Source organism: Stutzerimonas azotifigens (genome assembly GCF_013522725.1).
Classification (GTDB): domain Bacteria; phylum Pseudomonadota; class Gammaproteobacteria; order Pseudomonadales; family Pseudomonadaceae; genus Stutzerimonas; species Stutzerimonas azotifigens_A.
Window position 1 is genome coordinate 190,814 of the sequence record NZ_JAAMRF010000007.1, and the last position, 19,255, is coordinate 210,068.

General features: G+C 63.7%; 23 protein-coding genes. 13 read left to right on the forward strand and 10 right to left on the reverse strand.

What is annotated here, in order from left to right; translation table 11 throughout:
• The first annotated feature begins 21 nt into the window (after positions 1–21).
• From recQ to G7026_RS14800, 4 genes are all read left to right on the forward strand, one after another.
• Complete coding sequence (gene recQ, locus G7026_RS14785; protein ID WP_181071682.1) at positions 22–2,145, forward strand: DNA helicase RecQ; 2,124 nt, start codon at positions 22–24, stop codon at positions 2,143–2,145.
• Positions 2,146–2,247: 102 nt separating this feature from the next.
• Positions 2,248–2,682, forward strand: coding sequence for a MarR family transcriptional regulator (locus tag G7026_RS14790; protein WP_181071683.1), 435 nt, complete (start codon positions 2,248–2,250; stop codon positions 2,680–2,682).
• Between the two features lie 20 nt (positions 2,683–2,702).
• A complete protein-coding gene (locus G7026_RS14795) occupies positions 2,703–2,984 on the forward strand; it encodes a SelT/SelW/SelH family protein (protein ID WP_181071684.1) in 282 nt (93 codons plus the stop codon).
• Positions 2,985–3,087: 103 nt separating this feature from the next.
• On the forward strand, positions 3,088–3,585 hold the full coding sequence (locus G7026_RS14800) for a hypothetical protein (RefSeq protein WP_181071685.1): 498 nt from the start codon (positions 3,088–3,090) through the stop codon (positions 3,583–3,585).
• Here the strand turns inward: G7026_RS14800 and G7026_RS14805 are convergent.
• The 4 genes from G7026_RS14805 to G7026_RS14820 all read right to left on the reverse strand — a co-directional run bounded on the left by G7026_RS14805 (position 3,578) and on the right by G7026_RS14820 (position 7,032).
• The gene (locus tag G7026_RS14805) at positions 3,578–4,465 is read right to left on the reverse strand and encodes a DMT family transporter (protein WP_181071686.1); all 888 of its coding nucleotides are present in this window, start codon (positions 4,463–4,465) and stop codon (positions 3,578–3,580) included. The genes G7026_RS14800 and G7026_RS14805 overlap by 8 nt on opposite strands.
• An 86-nt stretch (positions 4,466–4,551) precedes the next feature.
• Positions 4,552–5,940 (reverse strand): adenylate/guanylate cyclase domain-containing protein, encoded by a 1,389-nt coding sequence (locus G7026_RS14810; RefSeq protein ID WP_181071687.1) that lies wholly within the window; start codon positions 5,938–5,940, stop codon positions 4,552–4,554.
• A gap of 150 nt (positions 5,941–6,090) precedes the next feature.
• Positions 6,091–6,684: an HD domain-containing protein gene (locus G7026_RS14815; RefSeq protein ID WP_181071688.1), complete on the reverse strand. Its 594-nt coding sequence runs from the start codon at positions 6,682–6,684 to the stop codon at positions 6,091–6,093.
• 30 nt (positions 6,685–6,714) lie between these two features.
• Positions 6,715–7,032 (reverse strand): Mpo1-like protein, encoded by a 318-nt coding sequence (locus G7026_RS14820; protein WP_181071689.1) that lies wholly within the window; start codon positions 7,030–7,032, stop codon positions 6,715–6,717.
• A gap of 135 nt (positions 7,033–7,167) precedes the next feature.
• Here G7026_RS14820 and G7026_RS14825 point away from each other — a divergent pair, with 135 nt between their 5' ends.
• Positions 7,168–8,181: an AraC family transcriptional regulator gene (locus tag G7026_RS14825; RefSeq protein WP_181071690.1), complete on the forward strand. Its 1,014-nt coding sequence runs from the start codon at positions 7,168–7,170 to the stop codon at positions 8,179–8,181.
• A gap of 10 nt (positions 8,182–8,191) precedes the next feature.
• Here G7026_RS14825 and G7026_RS14830 read toward each other — a convergent pair whose 3' ends face one another.
• Positions 8,192–9,643 carry a TrkH family potassium uptake protein gene (locus G7026_RS14830; RefSeq protein ID WP_181071691.1) on the reverse strand — a complete coding sequence of 484 codons (1,452 nt, stop codon included), beginning with the start codon at positions 9,641–9,643 and terminating at the stop codon, positions 8,192–8,194.
• A gap of 199 nt (positions 9,644–9,842) precedes the next feature.
• Between G7026_RS14830 and G7026_RS14835 the strand changes: the two genes are divergently transcribed.
• Positions 9,843–10,214 carry a YkgJ family cysteine cluster protein gene (locus G7026_RS14835; protein WP_181071692.1) on the forward strand — a complete coding sequence of 124 codons (372 nt, stop codon included), beginning with the start codon at positions 9,843–9,845 and terminating at the stop codon, positions 10,212–10,214.
• Positions 10,215–10,282: 68 nt separating this feature from the next.
• Positions 10,283–10,843, forward strand: coding sequence for an NAD(P)H nitroreductase (locus G7026_RS14840; protein WP_181071693.1), 561 nt, complete (start codon positions 10,283–10,285; stop codon positions 10,841–10,843).
• Between the two features lie 11 nt (positions 10,844–10,854).
• Here the strand turns inward: G7026_RS14840 and G7026_RS14845 are convergent, their stop codons facing one another.
• From G7026_RS14845 to G7026_RS14865, 5 genes are all read right to left on the reverse strand, one after another.
• A complete protein-coding gene (locus G7026_RS14845; RefSeq protein WP_181071694.1) occupies positions 10,855–12,189 on the reverse strand; it encodes a sensor histidine kinase in 1,335 nt (444 codons plus the stop codon).
• Positions 12,190–12,273: 84 nt separating this feature from the next.
• Positions 12,274–12,696 (reverse strand): Spy/CpxP family protein refolding chaperone, encoded by a 423-nt coding sequence (locus G7026_RS14850; RefSeq protein ID WP_181071695.1) that lies wholly within the window; start codon positions 12,694–12,696, stop codon positions 12,274–12,276.
• A gap of 137 nt (positions 12,697–12,833) precedes the next feature.
• Positions 12,834–13,511 carry a response regulator transcription factor gene (locus G7026_RS14855; protein ID WP_181071696.1) on the reverse strand — a complete coding sequence of 226 codons (678 nt, stop codon included), beginning with the start codon at positions 13,509–13,511 and terminating at the stop codon, positions 12,834–12,836.
• Positions 13,512–13,557: 46 nt separating this feature from the next.
• Entirely contained in the window at positions 13,558–13,857 is a 300-nt protein-coding gene (locus G7026_RS14860) for a YciI family protein (RefSeq protein WP_181071697.1), read from the reverse strand.
• 6 nt (positions 13,858–13,863) lie between these two features.
• Entirely contained in the window at positions 13,864–14,454 is a 591-nt protein-coding gene (locus G7026_RS14865; RefSeq protein WP_308811810.1) for a septation protein A, read from the reverse strand.
• Positions 14,455–14,624: 170 nt separating this feature from the next.
• On the opposite strand from G7026_RS14865, the gene G7026_RS14870 reads away from it, so the two are divergent.
• The 6 genes from G7026_RS14870 to G7026_RS14895 are packed head-to-tail and all read left to right on the forward strand — an operon-like array spanning position 14,625 to position 19,252.
• Positions 14,625–15,506 (forward strand): PHP domain-containing protein, encoded by an 882-nt coding sequence (locus G7026_RS14870; RefSeq protein ID WP_219858445.1) that lies wholly within the window; start codon positions 14,625–14,627, stop codon positions 15,504–15,506.
• Positions 15,503–16,132: an L-threonylcarbamoyladenylate synthase gene (locus G7026_RS14875; RefSeq protein ID WP_181071699.1), complete on the forward strand. Its 630-nt coding sequence runs from the start codon at positions 15,503–15,505 to the stop codon at positions 16,130–16,132. The genes G7026_RS14870 and G7026_RS14875 overlap by 4 nt, the downstream gene beginning before the upstream one ends.
• A 55-nt stretch (positions 16,133–16,187) precedes the next feature.
• Positions 16,188–17,393: a tryptophan--tRNA ligase gene (locus tag G7026_RS14880; RefSeq protein ID WP_181071700.1), complete on the forward strand. Its 1,206-nt coding sequence runs from the start codon at positions 16,188–16,190 to the stop codon at positions 17,391–17,393.
• A 35-nt stretch (positions 17,394–17,428) separates the two neighbouring features.
• Positions 17,429–18,238, forward strand: coding sequence for a segregation and condensation protein A (locus tag G7026_RS14885; RefSeq protein ID WP_258190290.1), 810 nt, complete (start codon positions 17,429–17,431; stop codon positions 18,236–18,238).
• Complete coding sequence (gene scpB, locus G7026_RS14890; RefSeq protein WP_181071701.1) at positions 18,239–19,051, forward strand: SMC-Scp complex subunit ScpB; 813 nt, start codon at positions 18,239–18,241, stop codon at positions 19,049–19,051.
• Positions 19,052–19,066: 15 nt separating this feature from the next.
• The gene (locus G7026_RS14895) at positions 19,067–19,252 is read left to right on the forward strand and encodes a DUF1289 domain-containing protein (RefSeq protein ID WP_181071702.1); all 186 of its coding nucleotides are present in this window, start codon (positions 19,067–19,069) and stop codon (positions 19,250–19,252) included.
• The last annotated feature ends 3 nt before the right edge of the window (positions 19,253–19,255 follow it).

Consider the following 19,255-nt stretch of genomic DNA (forward strand, 5'->3'; position numbering starts at 1 on the left):
GGCCTAGTTTCGGAGACCGGCATGCTCGACCAGGCACAGCGAATTCTTAAAGACGTATTCGGCTACGACGCCTTTCGCGGCAATCAGGGCGCGATCATCGAGCGCGTCGCCAGTGGGCTCGATGCGCTGGTGCTGATGCCCACCGGCGGCGGCAAGTCGCTCTGCTACCAGGTACCGGCGCTGCTGCGTGACGGCCTGGCCGTGGTGGTGTCGCCGCTGATCGCCCTGATGGACGATCAGGTCGCGACGCTCGAGGAACTCGGCGTGGCTGCCGTTGCACTCAATTCCAGCCAGACGCCGGACGAGCAACGCGAAATTGCCGAGCGCTTGCGCCGCGGCGAGATCAAGCTGCTCTATCTCGCGCCGGAACGCCTGGTGCAGCCGCGTATGCTGGCCTTTCTGCAGCGCCTGCAGGTCGGATTGTTCGCCATCGACGAAGCGCATTGCGTTTCCCAGTGGGGACACGATTTTCGTCCCGAGTATCTACAGCTCGGACAACTCGCCGAATTCTTCCCGAACGTCCCGCGTATTGCGCTCACGGCCACGGCGGACAAGCGAACCCGCGAAGAGATTGTCCAGAGGTTGCATCTGGAATCGGCCGAGCGCTACCTCTCGAGCTTCGACCGGCCGAACATCTTCTATCGCATCGTTCCCAAGGAGCAGCCACGCAAGCAGTTGCTGGGCTTTCTCGCCGAGCGGCGGGGCGATGCAGGCATCCTCTATTGCATGTCGCGCAAGAAGGTCGACGACATGGCGGCGTTCCTGACCGAGCAGGGTTTTCCCGCGCTGCCTTACCATGCCGGCCTGCCTTCTGAGCTGCGGGCGCATCACCAGAGGCGCTTTCTCAACGAGGAAGGCCTGATCATGGTCGCGACCATCGCCTTCGGCATGGGGATCGACAAGCCGAACGTGCGTTTCGTTGCCCACCTCGATCTGCCGAAGTCGCTCGAGGCGTATTACCAGGAGACCGGCCGCGCCGGACGCGACGGTCTGCCCGCCGACGCTTGGATGGCCTATGGGCTACAGGATGTGATCTTCCTCAAGCAGATGCTCAACAATTCCGAGGGCGACGAACGCCACAAGCGCGTCGAGCAGCATAAGCTCGATGCGATGCTCGCCTTGTGTGAAGAGATCCGTTGCCGTCGCCAGGCCTTGCTCGCCTATTTCGACGAAGACATGCCCAACCCCTGCGGTCATTGCGACAACTGCGTGGACGGTGTGCAGACCTGGGATGCCACCGAGCCGGCACGCCAGGCGTTGTCGGCCATCTATCGCAGCGGCCAGCGCTACGGTGTCGGGCACCTGGTGGATATCCTGCTGGGACGCGACAACGAGAAGGTCCGCAATCTGGGACACCAGCATCTGTCGGTGTTCGGCGTCGGCAAGGACCGCTCCGAGACGGAGTGGCGCTCGCTGTTCCGCCAGCTTGTGGCGCGCGGGCTGGTCGATGTGGATCTGGACGGTTTCGGTGGATTGCGCCTGAGCGAGCAGTGTCGCCCGCTACTACGTGGCGAAACCAAGCTGGAGCTGCGCCACGAGGTATCCAGCAAAGCGCCCAAACCGGCATCGAGCGCCGCCAGCCAGCTGGTCCGCAGCGAGGAGCGTGAGCTGTGGGAAGCGTTGCGTGCGCTGCGCCGCAAACTGGCCGAAGAGCATGGCGTGCCGCCCTATGTGATTTTTCCGGATGCGACCCTGCTGGAAATGCTGCGCGGCCAGCCGTCCACGCTGGCGGACATGGCGCGCGTCAGCGGAGTGGGGGCGCGCAAGCTAGAACGCTACGGCGCCGCCTTCCTCGAGGTCTTGAAGGGCGGGGCGCAGGTACCGAAGTCGCCCGCCGATCTGCGTCATAAGCTGATCAGCCTGGCCTGCGCAGGCATGACGCCATCCCAGATCGCCGCGCAGTTGGCGTGCACCGAGAAGAATGTCTACGCGATGCTTGCCGAGGCGATCGAACGCCAGCAGTTGTCCCTCGATCAGGCACTGGACCTTCCGGACGACTTGCTCAGCGAGATTCAGGACGCCTTTCTTGACGGCGAGGGCGAGCTGCCGGGCGTCGCCGAGGTGGCCGAGCGCTTCGGCAAGCGTGTTCCGTTGGGTGTACTGCATTGCGTCCGAGCGGCCCTGCAGGCCGAGTTCGAGGTCTGAGCGCGGGCGAGGCAGGGCGATATATCGAGAGCCGACGGCGCGCTTGTTTCTGGCAAGGGTTATGCTTAGCTTCCTAATAATAAGCATTGCCCTGGATCTTTTATGCCGCAGCTTGCTCATCACAGTTTTGGAATGCAGCTGGCCCTGTTGTCGCGTGCCTGGCGGGCGGAGCTGGATCGGCGCCTGGCCTCTCTGGGCCTGTCCCAGGCGCGTTGGCTGGTCCTGCTGCATCTTGCGATGCTAAATGCGCCGCCAACGCAACGCGAACTGGCCCAAAGCGTGGGCGTCGAAGGCCCGACGTTGGCGCGTCTGTTGGACAGCCTGGAGGCGCTGGGGTTGGTCAATCGCGTCGGGGTACCCGAGGATCGTCGTGCCAAGAAAATCACACTCACCGACCAGGCGCGCCCGCTGATCGCTCAGATCGAAGCCATCTCGTCGGCCCTGCGCGCCGAGCTGTTCGCTGGCATCGACGACGCCGACATCGAGCGCTGTCAGGAAGTGCATCAGCGCATCCTGGCCAACCTGGCGCGTATCTAGACCGTTGGGAGAGCCTGAGCATGTCGTCGACCAAACCTGAAATCGTCATTCATTACTGCACTCAGTGCCAGTGGATGCTGCGCGCCGCCTGGCTGGCCCAGGAGCTGCTGTCGACCTTTGCCGACGATCTCGGCCGGGTGGTGCTAGAGCCCGGCACCGGCGGGGTGTTCTGGGTTACCTGCAACGGGACGCAAATCTGGGAACGCAAGCACGACGGCGGCTTTCCGGAGGCCAAGGTGCTCAAGCAGCGCGTCCGCGATCTGATCGACCCTGCGCGTTCTCTTGGGCACAACGATCGCTGATCCGCAGTGCTTTTACCCTTAGCTTACGAAGTGCTGACGGCACGGCCTTTCGGCGCTTTTTAGAATGCCCTGGCGCCAATCCGGCGTTCCAGAGGTTTCCACGATGCGTTCCACTATTGCGCGCGCCTTGCTCGGTGGTCTGCTGGCGTTCGCCATCGCTACTCCCGCTGTGGCCGGCCCACACGGGCCCGGTGGCCATGCGGCTGGGCACGGTCCCGGTCGGTTCGGCTATCACAGCCACGGCCCTCGTCATGGGCACGGCCTGCCGCCAGTGGCCAGAGAGGTTTGGATCGGCAGTACGCTGTATTTCGTCGCGGCTGGCAGCTATTACCTGTGGAACGCCAGGCGCAAGGAGTATGTCCTGGTCTCGCCACCGGCGGTTCGGACCGCGACGGCCGGCTACGACCTCATCGCCTATCCCACAGGTGGTCAGTCGGCGGACCGGCAAGCCAGGGACCGCTATGAATGCCATCGCTGGGCGGTGAGCCAGAGCGGTTTCGATCCTGCTGGCGCAACGTCGGCACCGGCGCAGCAGGTTGCGGATATCTATCGCCGGGCCCTGGGCGCCTGCCTGAACGGTCGCGGTTACAGCGTCAACTGACGGAGCGTGTCGGCTCTCTTGCCGGGGCCGGTGTGCTTTTCAGCCGGCTGTTGGCAACGGTCGCAAGGATGATCAGCGCCCCGCCGGCGAGCATGCGCAGCGTCGGCTGTTCGGCGAACAGCAGCCAGGCGAAGGCAATCCCGTAAACCGGTTCCAGGGCGAAGATCACCGATGTCGTCCGGGCCTTGAGCACACGCAGGCTGGCGACGAACAGACTATGGGCCAGGCCGGTGCAGAACACGCCGAGCATGCCGATCCACAGCCAGTCCAGTGCTGGCATGTCGACCACTCCCGCCCAGGCGAAGGGGGCCAGTCCTATGGCGATCGCGAGGTTCTGCCAGAGTGCCGCCTGAACGGCATCGATACCTCGGGTGACGGCGCGGTTGAGTAGCGCCAGCAAGGCGAACAGAAAGCCCGACAGTACTGCCCAGAGCAGCCCGAGGGTGGCATCGCTGGCAAGGTCGAACCCTGGCGTCACCAGGCCTAGCCCCACGCAGACCAGCAGCACCAGGCCATATTCGATCGGGCGGGTGCGTTCGCGAAAGAGCAGCCCCTCGAGCAGCACGGTAAAAGCGGGAAAACTGGCGAAGCCGAGGGTGGCGATGCCGACGCCAGCAACCTTCACTGCAACGAAGAAGGTCACCCAATGACTGCCGAGCAGCAGGCCGCCCAGTAGCAGGCCGAGGCGTCCGCGCCAGGTCGGACGGGCCCCGCTGGGTTGAAGGATGCTGGCGGCGATCAGCAATGCCAGGACCGCGAATAGTGCGCGGCCGAAGCTGATGGTCAGCGGTGAGCTGGTTGCGAGCTTGCCGAGCACGCCGGAGAGCCCGAACATCAGGGCGCCAAGATGAATGGCAAGCAGGGCGTTACGGTGAGTCATGACAGGTCTGCAAAGGCGGCGGCCACCGCCGCAAGGCATGCAGCGGAGGCGTGAAGCCTACCAGCTGCAACATGGAAGAGGGTGCGTTAAAGGATGACTTTGTCGCGCAGCTTCTGCGCAGCCTGGTTGAGCGCCTGGATCACGCGCTCCTTGTCGAAGTTCTGAATCCCGTTGGTGTCGAGATACATCGAGAAGCCGGGCAATTCGTGCTCCATGTAGCTGGACGTGGCACCGAGGTCGCGACGGAAGTCCACCACCTGGTAGATCTGCACCGGCCGCGAGAAGCCCTTGACGTTGATCTGGCCCTTGTCGCGGCACATGATCAGATCCTTCACCAGCGAGTAGGTCTCATGGGAGATGAGGATCTCGCCGGCTTCGGCCGAGCTCTCAAGCCGGCTGGCCAGATTCACCTCGCGCCCGATGATGGTGTAGTCCATGCGCGTATCGGCACCGAAGTTGCCCACCGTGCAATAGCCGGTGTTGATGCCCATGCGAATTTCCATCGGTTTGGTAATGCCCTGTGCGCGCCACTGCTGACGCAGCACTTTCATGTGCTTGCGCATGGCGATACCCATAGATACCGCGGCGACGGCGTCTTTCTTGGCGCCCTGACTGCTCGGATCACCGAAAAATACCATCACCGAGTCACCGACGAACTTGTCGATGGTGCCGCCATACTTGAGGGCGATTTTCGACATCTCGTTGAGGTAGTTGTTGAGCAGGTCGGTAAGCGCCTCGGCTTCGAGTTCTTCGGACAGCTCGGTGAACCCCTTGATGTCGGAAAAGAACACCGAAAGCTTCTTGCGCTGGGTTTCCAGACGAACACTGCGTCTACCGGTGAAAATCGATTCCCAGACTTGGGGCGACAGGTATTTGGCGAGGTTGCGCGCCAGGCGTGCGGCTTTTTCCTGCTCGGCCTTGATCTCCTTGCGCGCCTGCGCCAGGCGAAGGCCCTGCTCATGGACGAAGTAGGCAGTGATGCAGACGTACAGCATGGTGAAGACGATGCACACCAGCGAGACCAGCGTCGGGGTGGTACCGGCCATCTTCACCGGCAGCACCAGGCTGCACAGGCTGATGGCGATGCAGGCGACCGCCAGAGCCATGAGGAAGTTGCGCAGCCCGCCGGTGACCAGCGCGCTGAAGCCCAGGATCAGCAGGAACATCAGGCCGGGCACGGCGGCGAAGCTGAGCACCACCACCGCGCAGCCGGCGTTCACCGCGTCCAGGCAGAGAAGGGTCTGCGCGGTGCGTTCGGGGTAGTCGCGTTTGAAACGGTAGCTCAGGTGATAGGCCAAATGCGGGTAGAGCAATGCATAGGGGACCATCCACAGCAGGTCTATGGAGAAAAACTGGGCATAGGTCCCGGCCGCGAGGCTTGCCGCCGCGGCGAGATACGCCAGCACGCGAGAGTAATACTCGCGCAAGGGACGAGTAGCGAGGCCATTGCGGCGATCACTAAGTGCGGAGTTCATGTATGGCTACGATCCCTGATCAATACTACGCGTTTGCATATGTCCTGCGCTCGACGCTTCCAGAATGCGCCTTGCTGGCGGGATCATAACCAAGCAGAGCGCAGCCGCCAAACATGGCGGCCGAAAGGTATCAATTTTCGTGAGGTTTCTTCAGCTTGAAGAGTGTGCTTCGGCGTTCTGCTTGCGATACAGCGATTGCCTGGGCGTTGCGAATACACGGCGCAACATCGGTTCGAAGAATGCGAGGGGCAGGGTGGGATAGTCGGGATCGAAGGCCGCTGCGTCGTATCGGGCGCAGAACTCAGCGGTGTGCTGATAGAGCGGATGACCGTCGAACCGGTCGCGAAGGTGACGATCCATTCCCAGGTGGTGGAAGAAGTAATAGCCCTGAAACACGCCGTGCTTTTCCACCGTCCACAGGTTTTCAGGACTGACGAACGGCTTGAGGATCGCGGCGGCGATATCGGGATGATTGTAGGAGCCCAAGGTATCGCCGATATCGTGGAGCAGGGCGCACACGACGTATTCGTCGTCGCGACCGTCTCGATGGGCACGGGTAGCGGTCTGCAACGAGTGTGTCAGGCGATCGACGGGGAAACCGCCAAAATCACCTTCGAGCAGGGTCAGGTGAGTCAGAATTCGGTCCGGCAAGCCTTTGGCATAGGCGCCGAAGTGGCGGGAGATCGTGGCCCAGTCCTCTTCCGTGCCGTCCTGCATGTGGGTAAAGCTGGCGTGATCGGCCATGGCGAGTCTTCTCCTTCCGGCGGGCTGTGGTCAGAAAGGAATACGTCCGGTCAGCATGTCGCGAAACATCACCCAGTCGCCCAGCAGGCTGTAAAACGGGTACTGGAAGGTTGCCGGGCGATTCTTCTCGAACACGAAATGGCCGATCCAGGCGAAGCCGTAGCCGGCCAGCGGGGCAGCGAGCAGCCACAGCCATTGCTGGCTGATCAGCGCATAGCCGAGCACGGCCAGGACCACCAGGCTGCCGGCGAAATGCAGGCGGCGGCAGGTCGAGTTGCGGTGCTCCTGCAGGTAAAAGGGATAGAAATCCGCAAAGCGGGTGAAACGTTCGGCGGTTTGCGTGCCCATGGCCGCCCCTCCTGTCATTGTCGGTTACTCCAGTCTAGGTGAGCTGGCTCGCCGGGCCAGTGACATTGGATGCCAGATTAGTATCCTTGGGCGCTGGCCTGCGCGTCGCCAAGGCCAGGAGCGCGGACAACAACAATGAATCAACGCACCACTTCTTCGAGTTGGGCTCTGGGCATCGTCCAGGCGCTGGAGCTGGGCGGCGTCGACTGTCGACAGCTGTTCGTCGAACTCGGCATGGACTACGAAGCGCTGGCCGACCCGGATGAGCGCTTCCCGCAGGATGGCATGACGCGCCTGTGGCAGCGCGCGGTCGAGGTATCGGGCAATCCGGCGATCGGTTTGAACCTGGCCCAGGTGATGCGGCCAGGCGCCATGCATGTGGTCGGCTACGCCCTCATGTCCAGCCGTACGCTCAAGGACGGCTTCGCACGGCTGGTTCGCTACCAGCGCATCATCGCCGAAGGGGCAGACCTCAATTTCGTTGCCGAGCCCGATCGATATGCCCTGACGCTGGCGATCCACGGTGACCGCCTGCCGCCGGCACGGCAAAGCGCGGAGGCTTCGCTGGCCAGTACACTGGCGTTCTGTCGCTGGTTGACCGGGCGCCCACTCACGCCGCTGGAGGTGCGCTTCCAGGGTGAGCCACCGGCTGAGCTGGAGCCGTACCGCCGATCGTTTCAGGCGCCGCTGCAGTTCAACGCCCGGCATTACGCGCTGATTTTCCAGCGTTCGGACATGGAAACGGCGCTGCCGACGGCGAACGAGTCGCTGGCGCGGCTGCACGACCGTTTCGCCGGCGAATACCTGGCGCGCTTCGACAGCAATCGTGTGACGCACCAGGCGCGCCAGGCGCTGTGCCGGCTTCTGCCGCAGGGCGAACCCAAGCGTGTAGCGGTCGCCCAGGCCCTGCATCTGTCGGAGCGGACGTTGCAGAGGCGGCTGCAGCAAGAAGGCACCAGTTTTCAGCAATTGCTCGATGACAGTCGACGTGAGCTTGCCGGGCAGTACCTAGCCCAGCCGAGCCTCACGGTGCTGGAGATCGCCTATCTGCTGGGTTTTGCCGACCCCAGCAATTTCTTTCGCGCGTTTCGCCGCTGGTTCGGCACCACGCCCGGCGAATACCGCGCGGATAGCGAACGGCGCGACTGAAGCCGGGCCGTTAGTGGCGCCAGAACACTCGGGTCATCAGTACCAGCACGGTGATGATTTCCAGGCGGCCGAGCAGCATGCCGGCCGACAGCAGCCATTTGGCAGCGTCAGGCAGGGTGGAGAAGTTGCCGGCCGGGCCAATGATCGGGCCGAGGCCGGGGCCGACATTGCACACCGCCGTGGCGGCGCCGGTGAGGGCGGTGATCGGGTCGAGCCCCATCAATGCCAGCGACAGCGCCAGCACGCCGATGGTGATGGTGAAGAAGAACGAGAAGGTCAGGATGGAGCGGACAATTTCTTCGTCCAGGGTGTGGCCGTTGTACTGCTGCTTGATAACCGCGCGCGGATGCACCAGTTGGCGCAGGTAGGTGCGCAGCAGCGAATAGGCGACCTGGAAGCGAAAGATCTTCAAGCCGCCGGCAGTCGAGCCTGAACAGCCGCCGACGAAGGTCAGGTAGAAGAAGGCGAGCACGGCGAAATCGCCCCATAGGGTGTAGTCGCCCAGCGCGAAGCCGGTGGTGGTCACGACCGATACCACGTTGAGCGAGACCATGCGCAGGGCGTCGAGGAACTGGTAGTCCGAGTGCAGCCAAAGCCACACCGCGAACCCGATGCAGGTCAGCGCGAGGAAGGCGAGAAAGCCGCGGACCTGCTGGTCGGCGAATAGCGCGTAGCGATTGCCGCGTAGGGTCGAGACCATCAGGATGAACGGCAGGCCGCCAAGGGCCATGAACACGATCGCCGTCCAATGAGCGGCCGGACTGAAATTGGCCATCGAGCTATCGGAGGTCGAATAGCCACCCGTGGCGATGGTGGTCATCGCGTGGTTGACCGCCTCGAAAGGCGTCATGCCGCTCAGCCAGTATGCCAGGCCACACAGGAAGGTCAGTGCGACGTAGATCAGCAGGATCGACTGGGCCATCATGTGCGAGCGCGGCATGGCTTTCTGCGACCAGTCCGAAGACTCGGTCTGGAACAGTCGCATGCCGCCGACGCGCAGCAGCGGAAGAATCGCGACCGCCATACCGATGAAGCCGATACCGCCGAGCCACTGCAGCATCGAGCGCCACATCAGCAGCCCGGGCGAGGCGCTGTCCAGGCCGGAAAGAACGGTAGAGCCGGTGGTGGTGATGCCTGACATGGTCTCGAAGAACGCATCGGTGTAACTGATGTGCTGGATCAGCATCATCGGTAGCGCTGCGAAGCAGCACACCACCAGCCAGCTCATCGTCGTCAGGAAGTACATGTCCCTCGGCCGCAGCTGCGTCAGCGCAGGGCGTCCCGGCATGACCAGCGCCACGCCACAGCTGAAGGTGATCAGGCTGGCCCAGACGAATGCCTGAAGGTCGTCGGTACGTTCGAACACCAGCAGTGTGAACATTGGGATGAGCATGCTGGCTGCGAGCGTGACCAGAAATATGCCGAGGATGAAACCGATGATGCGCAGTGTCGGCAGGGCCATGTGGTGCTCGGCTCGAGGCTCAAAAAGAGGGCGCCATTCTACGCTCGCCGGCGCGGCTGTAAACCGCGCCAACGCGAGCCTGTGGCCGTTTGACGAGGGTCCGCCCTATTTGTTGCGGCGCCTCTTCACAAGCGATGGGCGATGCATAGAATAGCCGCCTGGGCGCCGGCCTATTCCGGTTCTTGAGTGTGTCCTGTCCATGTCCATCGATAACCCTTGCCTAACGTGCGGCGCCTGCTGCGCGTACTTTCGTGTGTCTTTCTTCTGGGGCGAGAGCGCATCGTCCGGTGGTCTGGTGCCGGATGACCTGACCGTGCAGGTCAGCCCGTTCCACATTGCCATGAAAGGTACCGAAGCCAAGCCGGCCCGTTGTGTCGGTCTACTTGGCGATGTGGGGTGCGGCGTGCGTTGCACGCTGTATGAGCAGCGATCGAGCACCTGCCGGGAGTTCGAGGCCTCCTGGGCCAACGGCGAACACAACGTTCACTGCGATACCGCGCGGGCCGCCCACGGTCTACCTCCGCTCACGCCGCCCCTGCAGCCCGAGGTCTCACCCGGTCGGGTCGCCTGACGCTCGGGCATTAGGCTACAGGACAGGCTGCCCCTAGAATGGGTAGCCCGGCTACTGGAGATCATCGAATGCAAGCTATTGATCTGCTGCTCAACCGCGTTTCCGTCGCGCGCCTCTGTGAACCCGCTCCCAGCGCCGAACAGCGAGAGCTGCTGTTTCGCGCTGCGCTGCGTGTTCCGGATCACGGTCAACTACAACCTTGGCGTTTCCTGACGGTGGAGGGGCAGGGTCGTGAGCGGCTGGGTCAGTTGTTCGTCGAGGCGCTGGAGCGCCGCGAGCCTGCCGCCACCCCCGAGGCGCTGCAGAAAGCGGCCCGGATGCCGATGCGAGCGCCGTTGCTGATCATCGTCGTCGCCAGGCTGCGGGACCATCCCAAGGTGCCGCATAGCGAGCAGCTGCTGGCAGCGGGTTGCGCTGCCCACGCCATGCTGCTGGCTGCCCACGCGCAGGGCATCGGCGCGGTATGGCGAACCGGCGATTTCTCCTATGACGCCCATGTGGCTGCGGGCCTCGGGCTGGGGCAGGGCGAGCAGATCATCGGCTTTCTTTACATGGGCACGCCCGAGGGGCGGGTACGGGCCGCGCCTGAGCCGGCGACGGGGCCGTTCGTCCAGCGCTGGGGTGACTAACCCGGGCCGTCTCAGCCACGCTCTGCCGGAGTCAGCGGCAATTCCAGGGTGGCGACAAAGCCGCCTTCCGGATGATTGGCCAGAACCAGGCGCCCGGCATGGCGCTCGATGGCGCGGCGCGCGATCGCCAGGCCGAGGCCATGGCCATTCGCGCTTTGTCCCGGTGCGCGGAAGAAGGGTTCGCCCAGTTGCGCCAGATGCGCCTCGTCGACACCGGGGCCATGGTCGCGAATGCTGAGGGTCAGCCAGCCGCCACTCTCCCTGGCGCGAATTTCGATCGGCTCGCCCGCCGGGTTGAAACGCAAGGCGTTGCGCAGCAGATTGTCTACCGCCCGCTCGAACATGTCCGGCCAGCCCTGCAATTCGAGCCGTTCTGGCGCATCGACCTGGATGCTCTGCTCGGGGGCCAGGAGCGTCGCGTTATCGCGCAGTTGTTCGAGCATCGGCAACAGGTCGATAGGGCGCGAAGCGCCCGGTTCCGCGTCCAGTCGGGCTAGCTCGAGAATCTCGGCGATCAGGGCTTCTAGCCGATCGCATTCCTGCGCCAGCCGCGGCCAGATCGCTTCGCGCTCACGTGGCCCGGCGCGCTCGGCAAGTGCCAGCGCCACCCGCAGGCGCGCAAGGGGCGAGCGCAGCTCATGGGATACGTCGCGCAGCAGCTGGCGTTGGCTGCCGATCAACGTCTGCAGTCGCGCGCCCATCTTGTTGAAGTCGTTAGCCAGCACGCCGAGCTCGTCGCGACGCTTGGCCAGTCGCGCCAGTGAGTTCTGCTGGTAGGCGGTCTGGCCCAGGTCATGAACGGCGCTGCGCAGGCGATCCAGGGGGCGGGTGATGGAAATGGTCAGTAACAGGCTGAAGCCGGTCAGCACCACCAGTGCGATCGCCAGCGCGCTGATCGGGAAAATCAGATTCTCCCGCTGCCAGTCGCGAAGATCCTGGTTGGGAATCCGGTAGATGAACAGGTAGGTTTCGCCGGTGAGCGGACTGGTGTAATCGGTGCTCAGGCGGCGCCACGGCAGGCGGCGTTCGTCATTCTGCTGGCGGGCCTCGAACGCGGCCGAGCGTGCTGGGAAGGTGCCGCGCACCACCGAATGCCCGGTCTCGCCGAGTACCTGAACGTCGATGCGAAAGCGTCGGCGGTATTCCTCCAGCGCCAGCTGAGCGGCGATCGGTCCCTGGCGTTCATAGACGCGGGTCCAGTTCTCGGCCAGCCGATTGACTGCGGGGTGACGGCTGAGAATCCACGCGTCCTGGTTGAGCACCTGGCCGAGCAGCACGGCAAGCCCTGCCGCTAGGGCTATGGCCAGCCAGAAGGTGGCGAGGATGCGCCAGAATAATGACCGCACCGGAAATCTCCATGGCAAAGCCCGGCAGGCTCGCGAAGGGGACTCGCGAAAGCTGCCGGGCAGGTTGAGGACAGGCGTTAGCGATCAGCTTTTCTTGCTGTCGCGCTCGGTTTTCCACTGCTGGAATTCGGCGTGCTCGGCACGCTTTGCTTCCATCTTCTTCTGCATGTCGTCGAACTGCTTCTGTTGCTCGGGGTTGAGCAGGGCGCGGATGTCGTTGCGGCGCTTTTCCGCGGCGGCCTTGAATTCGTCCTGCATCGCCTTCTGCTCGGCTTCGGGGAGCTTGGCGAGGTAGCGCTGAGTGATCTCGTGGCGGTTCTTCATCTGCTCGCCCATCAGGGTGCGCATCTGGCGCTGCTGATCCTTGGTCAGGTCCAGCTCTTTCATCATCATGTGCGGGGCGTGGTGCTTGCCGCGCGGGCCTTCGTGCTTGCCGTCGCCGGGCATGGCCAGTGCGAGGGCTGGGAGGGTGCTGGCGAACATCAGTGCGATCAGAGTCTTGCGCATGGTAGGTCTCTCCTGGTTCTGGGGACCGGCTGGCTATCGAACCGTTCGAAGCCCTCTGTGGTTGCCGGATGTGCCCAGTCTAGGGCGCGCAAGGTCAAGGGCGGTCAGCCCAGCGTAAAGCATCGGTAAACCTGGCTTCAGGACGCGTACAGGTAGCCTCGGCTGCGTAGCGCGACGATCCGAGGCCTGCCGTCGGCATGGGGGCCGAGCTTGCGACGCAGGTTGCTTACGTGCATGTCCAGGCTGCGGTCGTAGAGGGTCAGCTTCCGGCCCAGGGCCAGTTGAGCCAGGGCCTGCTTGTCGATGGGCTCTCCCGGATTGCTCAGGAGTGCTTCGAGAATGCGGCCTTCGGACAGGGTCAGGCTGACCTCGACATTGCCCAGAGTGGCTATGCCCCGGGCGGGGCTGTAGCTCAGGTCGCCCAGTTCGAGCTGGCTTGGCGTGCTGGGGTTCAGGCTGCGGCGCAGCACGGCACGCAGGCGTGCGGTCAATTCGCGCGGGTCGCAAGGTTTTGCCAGGTAGTCGTCGGCACCGAGTTCCAGGCCGAGGATCCGGTCGAGGGGCTCGCCCCTCGCTGACAGCATCAGCACTGGCAACTCCGGGTGTTCGCTGCGCAATTGCTTGAGCAGCTCCAGGCCACTGCCGTCAGGCAGCATCACATCGAGGATCACAGCCGCGGGTTGGCTGCTGGCCAAGGCGGCGCGGGCGCTTTGCCCATCGTGGCAGGCCTTGGTGTCGAAGCCCTCCTGGCCGAGCCAGCTGACCAGCAGCTCACAGAGCTCCTGGTCATCGTCGATCAACAGCAGTTCACTCATGATTCGTCCGTTGCGGCTCAGTTGATCCAGTGTGGGGGGCTGCCGATCAGGGCAGGACTTTCTTGAACGGCTTGACCGTCACCGATGCATAGACGCCAGCGTCATTGTACGGATCGGCCTTGGCCCATTGCTCGGCGGCCTGGAGCGACTCGAACTCGGCCACGACCAGGCTGCCGGTGAAGCCGGCTTCGCCCGGGTCGTTGCTGTCGATCGCCGGGTGCGGGCCGGCCAGCACGAGTCGACCTTCCTGCTTGAGCTGCTCCAGTCGCGCCAGGTGGGCTGGGCGGGTGACGAGGCGCTTGTCGAGGGAGGCGGGGGCATCGGTAGCAATGATGGCGTAGAGCACGGACGTTTACTCCTTGAGATCTTTCGGTTCGGGTTCTTGCAGGTAGCGATACAGGTACAGGCCCTGGCCGATCATGAACAGCAGCGTCATACCGAGGCTGCCAAACACTTTGAAATCGACCCAGATGGCCGGATAGGCGAATGCAACGAACAGGTTCGAAAAGCCGCAGACGAGAAAGAACAGGACCCAGGCGATGTTCAGGCGCGCCCATTGTTCTGCCGGCAGGCTGATGGTGTGGCCCATGATCCGCTGGATGATCGGGCGCTCGCCGATGAAATGGCTGGCGGCGAAGGCGGCCGCGAAGATCCAGTTCACCACCGGCGCCTTCCATTTGAGAAAGGTCTCGCTGTGCAGCGCCAACGTCAGTCCGCCGAACAGCAAGCTGGCGAGCAGGGCGATCCACTGGCCTTTTTCCAGCTTGCGGTAGCGAAACAACAAGGCCGCGCTAAGCACCAGCGAAGAGATGATCAGCACCGCGGTAGCGCTGTAGATGCCACCGACACTCAGGGTGTGACCGGCCAGCTCCAGTGTTCTGGGCTCGAGCTTGTAAACCAGGAAGAACAGCAGCAGGGGGATGAACTCGAGGAATTGTTTCACTGCAGACGCCACGGCAACGGGATGCCGGCATAATAGCAAACCGCGTCCGGCGCGAAACCGGCGTGGCGGCGCCGGCCGCCGTATGCCATTCGAGCTTCGCGCGAGGGCACAAGCCGCTGCCCTGATTGTCTGAAACTGTGACCGTCGTTCACCCTCCGTTGGAGTCCGTATTGACCATTGTTGACCTGCATTGCCACAGCACCGCCTCCGATGGCGCACTCGCGCCTGCCGTCTTGGTGGAGCGCGCCCACTTGCGTGGCGTGCAACTGCTGGCGCTGACCGACCACGACACGCTCGACGGCCTCGATGAGGCTGAACGGGCCACTCGGGAGCGGGGCATGCAACTGGTCAACGGCATCGAGCTGTCGTGCCTGTGGGGCGGTGCGACCATTCATGTGCTGGGCTACGGCTTTTCCCGCGAGGCGCCGACGCTGCTGGCTTCCATCGAAGCCCTGCGCCAGGGGCGCTGGCAACGCGCGCAGCTGATTGCCGAGCGGCTGGCTGCCAAGGGCATGCCAGGGGCGCTCGAAGGCGCCCGTGCCTATCAGAAGGAATTGGGCGATAGCGAGAATGCGCCGGCTCGCCCTCATTTCGCCGAGTTCCTGGTGCGTGCCGGGCATGTGCGCGACCGGGCCGAAGCGTTCCGCAAGTGGCTGGGGTCGGGCAAGCTCGGCGACGTGAAGCAGCACTGGCCTTCGCTCGAAGAGGTCGTGGGCACGCTGCATGAGGCCGGGGCCTGGGTGAGCCTGGCGCATCCCTGGCAGTACCCTTTTACCCGCAGCAAGCGGCGCAAGCTGGTGATCGATTTCGCACGGGCCGGAGGTCATGCGCTGGAGGTGGTCAACGGCATGCAGCCGCTCGAGCAGGTGGGTGGTCTGTCGATCCTGGCGCGCGAGTTCGGTCTGATGGCCAGCGTAGGCAGCGACTTCCACGCACCTGGCGAATGGTCTGAGCTTGGTCTCTATCGCACCCTGCCGGAGGATCTGCCCCGGTTGTGGGAACGTTTCAACCAGAGCCCTGCCGGCGTGCCGGCGACGAGCGAGGTGACATGAGCCAGTTTTTCCAGATTCACCCCGAGAATCCGCAGGCGCGCCTGATCAAGCAGGCCGTAGAGATCCTGCGTAACGGCGGGGTGGTGGTCTATCCCACCGATTCGTCCTACGCGGTCGGTTGTTCGATCGGCAACAAGACCGGCATCGAGCGCATCCGCCGTCTGCGCCAGCTCGACGACAAGCACAACTTCACGCTCGCCTGTCGCGATCTGTCCCAGCTGGGCCTGTTCGCCAAGGTTGACACCCAGTCGTTCCGCCTGCTCAAGACCCATGTGCCGGGGCCCTATACCTTCATCCTCAACGCCACGCGGGAAGTGCCGCGGATGCTGATGCACCCCAAGCGCCGCACCATCGGGCTGCGCGTGCCGGCATTGCCGATCGCCCAGGCGCTGCTCGCCGAGCTGGGTGAGCCTTTGATGAGCGTCAGTCTGATCCTGCCTGGCGAAAGCCTGCCGATGAGCGATCCATACGAGATGCGCCAAGTGCTGGAGCACCAGGTGGACCTGATCATCGATGGCGGTTACGGTGGGTTGGAAGCGTCCACGGTGATCAATCTGGCCGATGGCGAGCCGGAGGTGGTACGGGTCGGCTGCGGCGATCCCGAAGCGTTCGTCGAGTCAGCGTGATCCGCTCCGTGACTTACGTTGTTATGTCTTTGCAAAGGATTTTGTCTTGAGTGCCATGGATTCACAGCGTCGGGTGTTTTCCGGCATGCGGCCGGTGGGACGGCTCCATCTGGGACATTACCTCGGCGTGCTGAAAAGCTGGGGACGGCTGCAGCATGAATATGACTGCTATTTCTGCATCGCCGACTGGCACGCGCTGATCAGTTACCCTGATCGGGCTTCGATAAACGCTGACGATGCGCTGGAGATGGCCATCGACTGGCTCGCTGCCGGTGTCAGCCCGAGTTCCGCGGTGCTCTTCATCCAGTCCCAGGTGCCCGAGCATGCCGAGCTCCACCTGCTGCTGTCGGCGCTCTGTCCGGAAGGCTGGCTCGAGCGGGTGCCGGCTTATCGCGAGGCCCATGCCGAGCGGCATCAACAGGGCATCGACAGCTATGGCTTCCTGGGTTACCCCTTGCTGCAGGCGGCCGACATTCTGCTGTACCGCGCCGGCGTGGTTCCGGTCGGCGCCGATCAGCTCCCGAGTCTTGAGCTCGCGCGGGATGTCGCGCGACGCTTCAATCATCTGTTCGGTCGTGAAGCCGATTTCGAGGCAAAGGCCGAGGCGGCCATCCGCAAGCTCGGCAAGAAAACCTCGCGGCTCTATATCTCCCTGCGCAAGGCCTATCAGGAGCAGGGCGATCTCGAGGCGCTGAATACGGCGAGAGCCCTGCTCAAGGAGCAGACGACAATCACCCTGGGCGACCAGGAACGCCTGTGGGGATACCTCGAAGGGACAGGCAAGGTGGTGCTTCCCGAGCCCCAGCCGCTGCTTGGCAAGACGCCGCGCATCACCGGCCTCGATGGTTCCAGGATGGCCGAGGCGGCCGGCAATGCGATTTATCTGCGCGATACCCCGCAACAGATCGAAGACAAGATCCGGCGCATGCCTACCGATCCTGCGCGCGTGCATCGCCAAGATCCGGGCGAGCCGACACGCTGTCCGGTCTGGTCGTTGCACCAGGCCAACAGTGACGAGGCGGTGTGCCGTTGGGCCGAGCAGGGTTGCCGCAGCGCCGGCATCGGTTGCCTGGAGTGCAAGGCCCCGCTGATCGAAGCGATCAAGGCGGAGCTTGCGCCGCTGCAGGAGCGCGCGCAGGACTACGAGCAGAACCCCGATCTGGTCCGTAGTATCCTTAGCGAAGGCGCCGAGCGCGCCCGCGACGAAGCCCGGGAAACCCTGGCTGAGGTTCGCCGCGCCATGGGCCTGCACTATCGCTAGTTGCCTGCCGTTCCCCGCTTCGCCCGAGAGCATCCATGCAGCAGGACTCCAACACCCCGACGCCCACCGAGCAGCTGCCGCTGGCGCTGGTCTATGGCGAAGCCTTCACCAACGTGCCGCTGGATCTCTACATCCCGCCGGATGCGCTCGAAGTCATCCTCGAGGCATTCGAAGGGCCGCTCGACCTGCTGCTGTACCTGATTCGCAAGCAGAACATCGACATCCTCGACATTCCGGTGGCTGAGATCACCCGGCAGTATATGGGTTACGTCGAGCTGATGAAGACGGTGCGTCTGGAACTCGCCGCCGAGTACCTGGTGATGGCTGCCATGCTGGCGGAGATCAAGTCGCGGATGCTGTTGCCTCGTTCGGCTGAAGCCGAGCAGGAAGAAGACGATCCACGCGCCGAGCTGATCCGCCGACTGCAGGAATATGAACGGTTCAAGTCCGCCGCCGAGGATCTCGACGGACTGCCGCGATTGGGACGCGAGCTGCACGTTCCACAGATCGATGCGCCCGAGGCGAGGGCGCGCAAGCTGCTGCCTCAGGTCAGCCTCGAGGAGCTCTTGTTGTCGATGGCCGAGGTGTTGCGCCGTGCCGACATGTTCGAAAGTCATCAGGTCACCCGGGAAGCGCTGTCCACTCGCGAGCGCATGAGCGAAGTGCTCGAACGCTTGAAAGGGGGCGGCTTCATCGCGTTCGTCAGCCTGTTTCGGGCCGAGGAAGGTCGGCTCGGCGTGGTGGTGACCTTCATGGCGGTGCTGGAGCTGATCAAGGAATCGCTAGTGGAACTGGTGCAGAATGAGCCCTTCGCCCCGATCCATGTCAGAGCCCGAGCCGAGTAGATGAACCTCTCCGACCCCAAAGACCTTGCCTCCTTGCTGGAAGCCTACCTGCTGGCTTCGGGCAGGCCGTTGTCGCTCGAGCGTCTCGGTGAGCTGTTCGAAGAGGTGGAGCGTCCCGAGCCGGCGCTGCTGCGCAAGGCGCTGGAAGTGCTCGACAAGTCCTGCAAGGGCCGGGCATTCGAGCTCAAGGAAGTTGCTTCCGGCTACCGTCTGCAAGTCCGTGAGCGCTATGCCCCCTGGGTCGGCAGGCTTTGGGAGGAACGCCCGCAGCGATACTCGCGCGCATTGCTTGAGACGCTCGCGCTGATCGCCTACCGGCAGCCCATCACCCGCGGCGAGATCGAGGATATCCGCGGCGTCGCGGTGAACACGCAAATCGTCAAGACCCTGCTCGAGCGCGAGTGGGTCAGGGTAGTCGGTCATCGCGACGTGCCCGGTCGGCCAGCGATGTTTGCCACTACCAAGGGCTTTCTCGATCACTTCAACCTCAAAAGCCTCGATCAGCTGCCACCGCTCGCGGTGCTGCGTGAAATGGAGCCCGAGCCGATGGGTGTGCTCGAAGACGAGCCGCCAGTACCCGAGTCGCTGCAGGCCCGCGCCGATCTTGCCGTCGATGACGAGGCGCCGGCGCCTCGGGGCGAACAGACCAGTTTCCGAACTCTTCTGGCTGAGCTCGATTCGATGGAGCAGGGCCTGAAGATCGACTTCGATGACCTGGCCCGCGACGAGCCCGAAGCCGAAGAGGCCGAAGGAACCGACGAAGAGCGCGATGCCTCCGTCTCGCTGGACGAGGACGACTCGCCGCGTCGCTAGATCGGGAGGTCGGCAGTGAAGAATCCCTGCATCAATGTCTGCGAGTTCGATCAGGACGTCTGCCGAGGTTGCGGCCGCACCCGACAGGAAATCAAGGGTTGGAAAAAGCTCGACAAGAGCGAGGCGCGCCGGGTGCTGGCCGAGGCGGACATGCGCCTGCTGGTGCTCGAGGCTGCGGGGCGGCGCAAACGCAAGCGTTAGCCG

Bases quoted from the DNA above. Each gene is read 5' to 3' on its own strand.
- G7026_RS14805 (WP_181071686.1), bottom strand. From the start codon at position 4,465: ATGACTCACCGTAACGCCCTGCTTGCCATTCATCTTGGCGCCCTGATG.
- G7026_RS14800 (WP_181071685.1), top strand. From the start codon at position 3,088: ATGCGTTCCACTATTGCGCGCGCCTTGCTCGGTGGTCTGCTGGCGTTC.
- G7026_RS14850 (WP_181071695.1), bottom strand. From the start codon at position 12,696: ATGCGCAAGACTCTGATCGCACTGATGTTCGCCAGCACCCTCCCAGCC.
- G7026_RS14840 (WP_181071693.1), top strand. From the start codon at position 10,283: ATGCAAGCTATTGATCTGCTGCTCAACCGCGTTTCCGTCGCGCGCCTC.
- G7026_RS14855 (WP_181071696.1), bottom strand. From the start codon at position 13,511: ATGAGTGAACTGCTGTTGATCGACGATGACCAGGAGCTCTGTGAGCTG.
- G7026_RS14875 (WP_181071699.1), top strand. From the start codon at position 15,503: ATGAGCCAGTTTTTCCAGATTCACCCCGAGAATCCGCAGGCGCGCCTG.
- G7026_RS14825 (WP_181071690.1), top strand. From the start codon at position 7,168: ATGAATCAACGCACCACTTCTTCGAGTTGGGCTCTGGGCATCGTCCAG.
- G7026_RS14830 (WP_181071691.1), bottom strand. From the start codon at position 9,643: ATGGCCCTGCCGACACTGCGCATCATCGGTTTCATCCTCGGCATATTT.
- G7026_RS14885 (WP_258190290.1), top strand. From the start codon at position 17,429: ATGCAGCAGGACTCCAACACCCCGACGCCCACCGAGCAGCTGCCGCTG.
- recQ (WP_181071682.1), top strand. From the start codon at position 22: ATGCTCGACCAGGCACAGCGAATTCTTAAAGACGTATTCGGCTACGAC.
- G7026_RS14815 (WP_181071688.1), bottom strand. From the start codon at position 6,684: ATGGCCGATCACGCCAGCTTTACCCACATGCAGGACGGCACGGAAGAG.
- G7026_RS14795 (WP_181071684.1), top strand. From the start codon at position 2,703: ATGTCGTCGACCAAACCTGAAATCGTCATTCATTACTGCACTCAGTGC.
- G7026_RS14810 (WP_181071687.1), bottom strand. From the start codon at position 5,940: ATGAACTCCGCACTTAGTGATCGCCGCAATGGCCTCGCTACTCGTCCC.
- G7026_RS14790 (WP_181071683.1), top strand. From the start codon at position 2,248: ATGCCGCAGCTTGCTCATCACAGTTTTGGAATGCAGCTGGCCCTGTTG.
- G7026_RS14880 (WP_181071700.1), top strand. From the start codon at position 16,188: ATGGATTCACAGCGTCGGGTGTTTTCCGGCATGCGGCCGGTGGGACGG.
- G7026_RS14835 (WP_181071692.1), top strand. From the start codon at position 9,843: ATGTCCATCGATAACCCTTGCCTAACGTGCGGCGCCTGCTGCGCGTAC.
- scpB (WP_181071701.1), top strand. From the start codon at position 18,239: ATGAACCTCTCCGACCCCAAAGACCTTGCCTCCTTGCTGGAAGCCTAC.
- G7026_RS14820 (WP_181071689.1), bottom strand. From the start codon at position 7,032: ATGGGCACGCAAACCGCCGAACGTTTCACCCGCTTTGCGGATTTCTAT.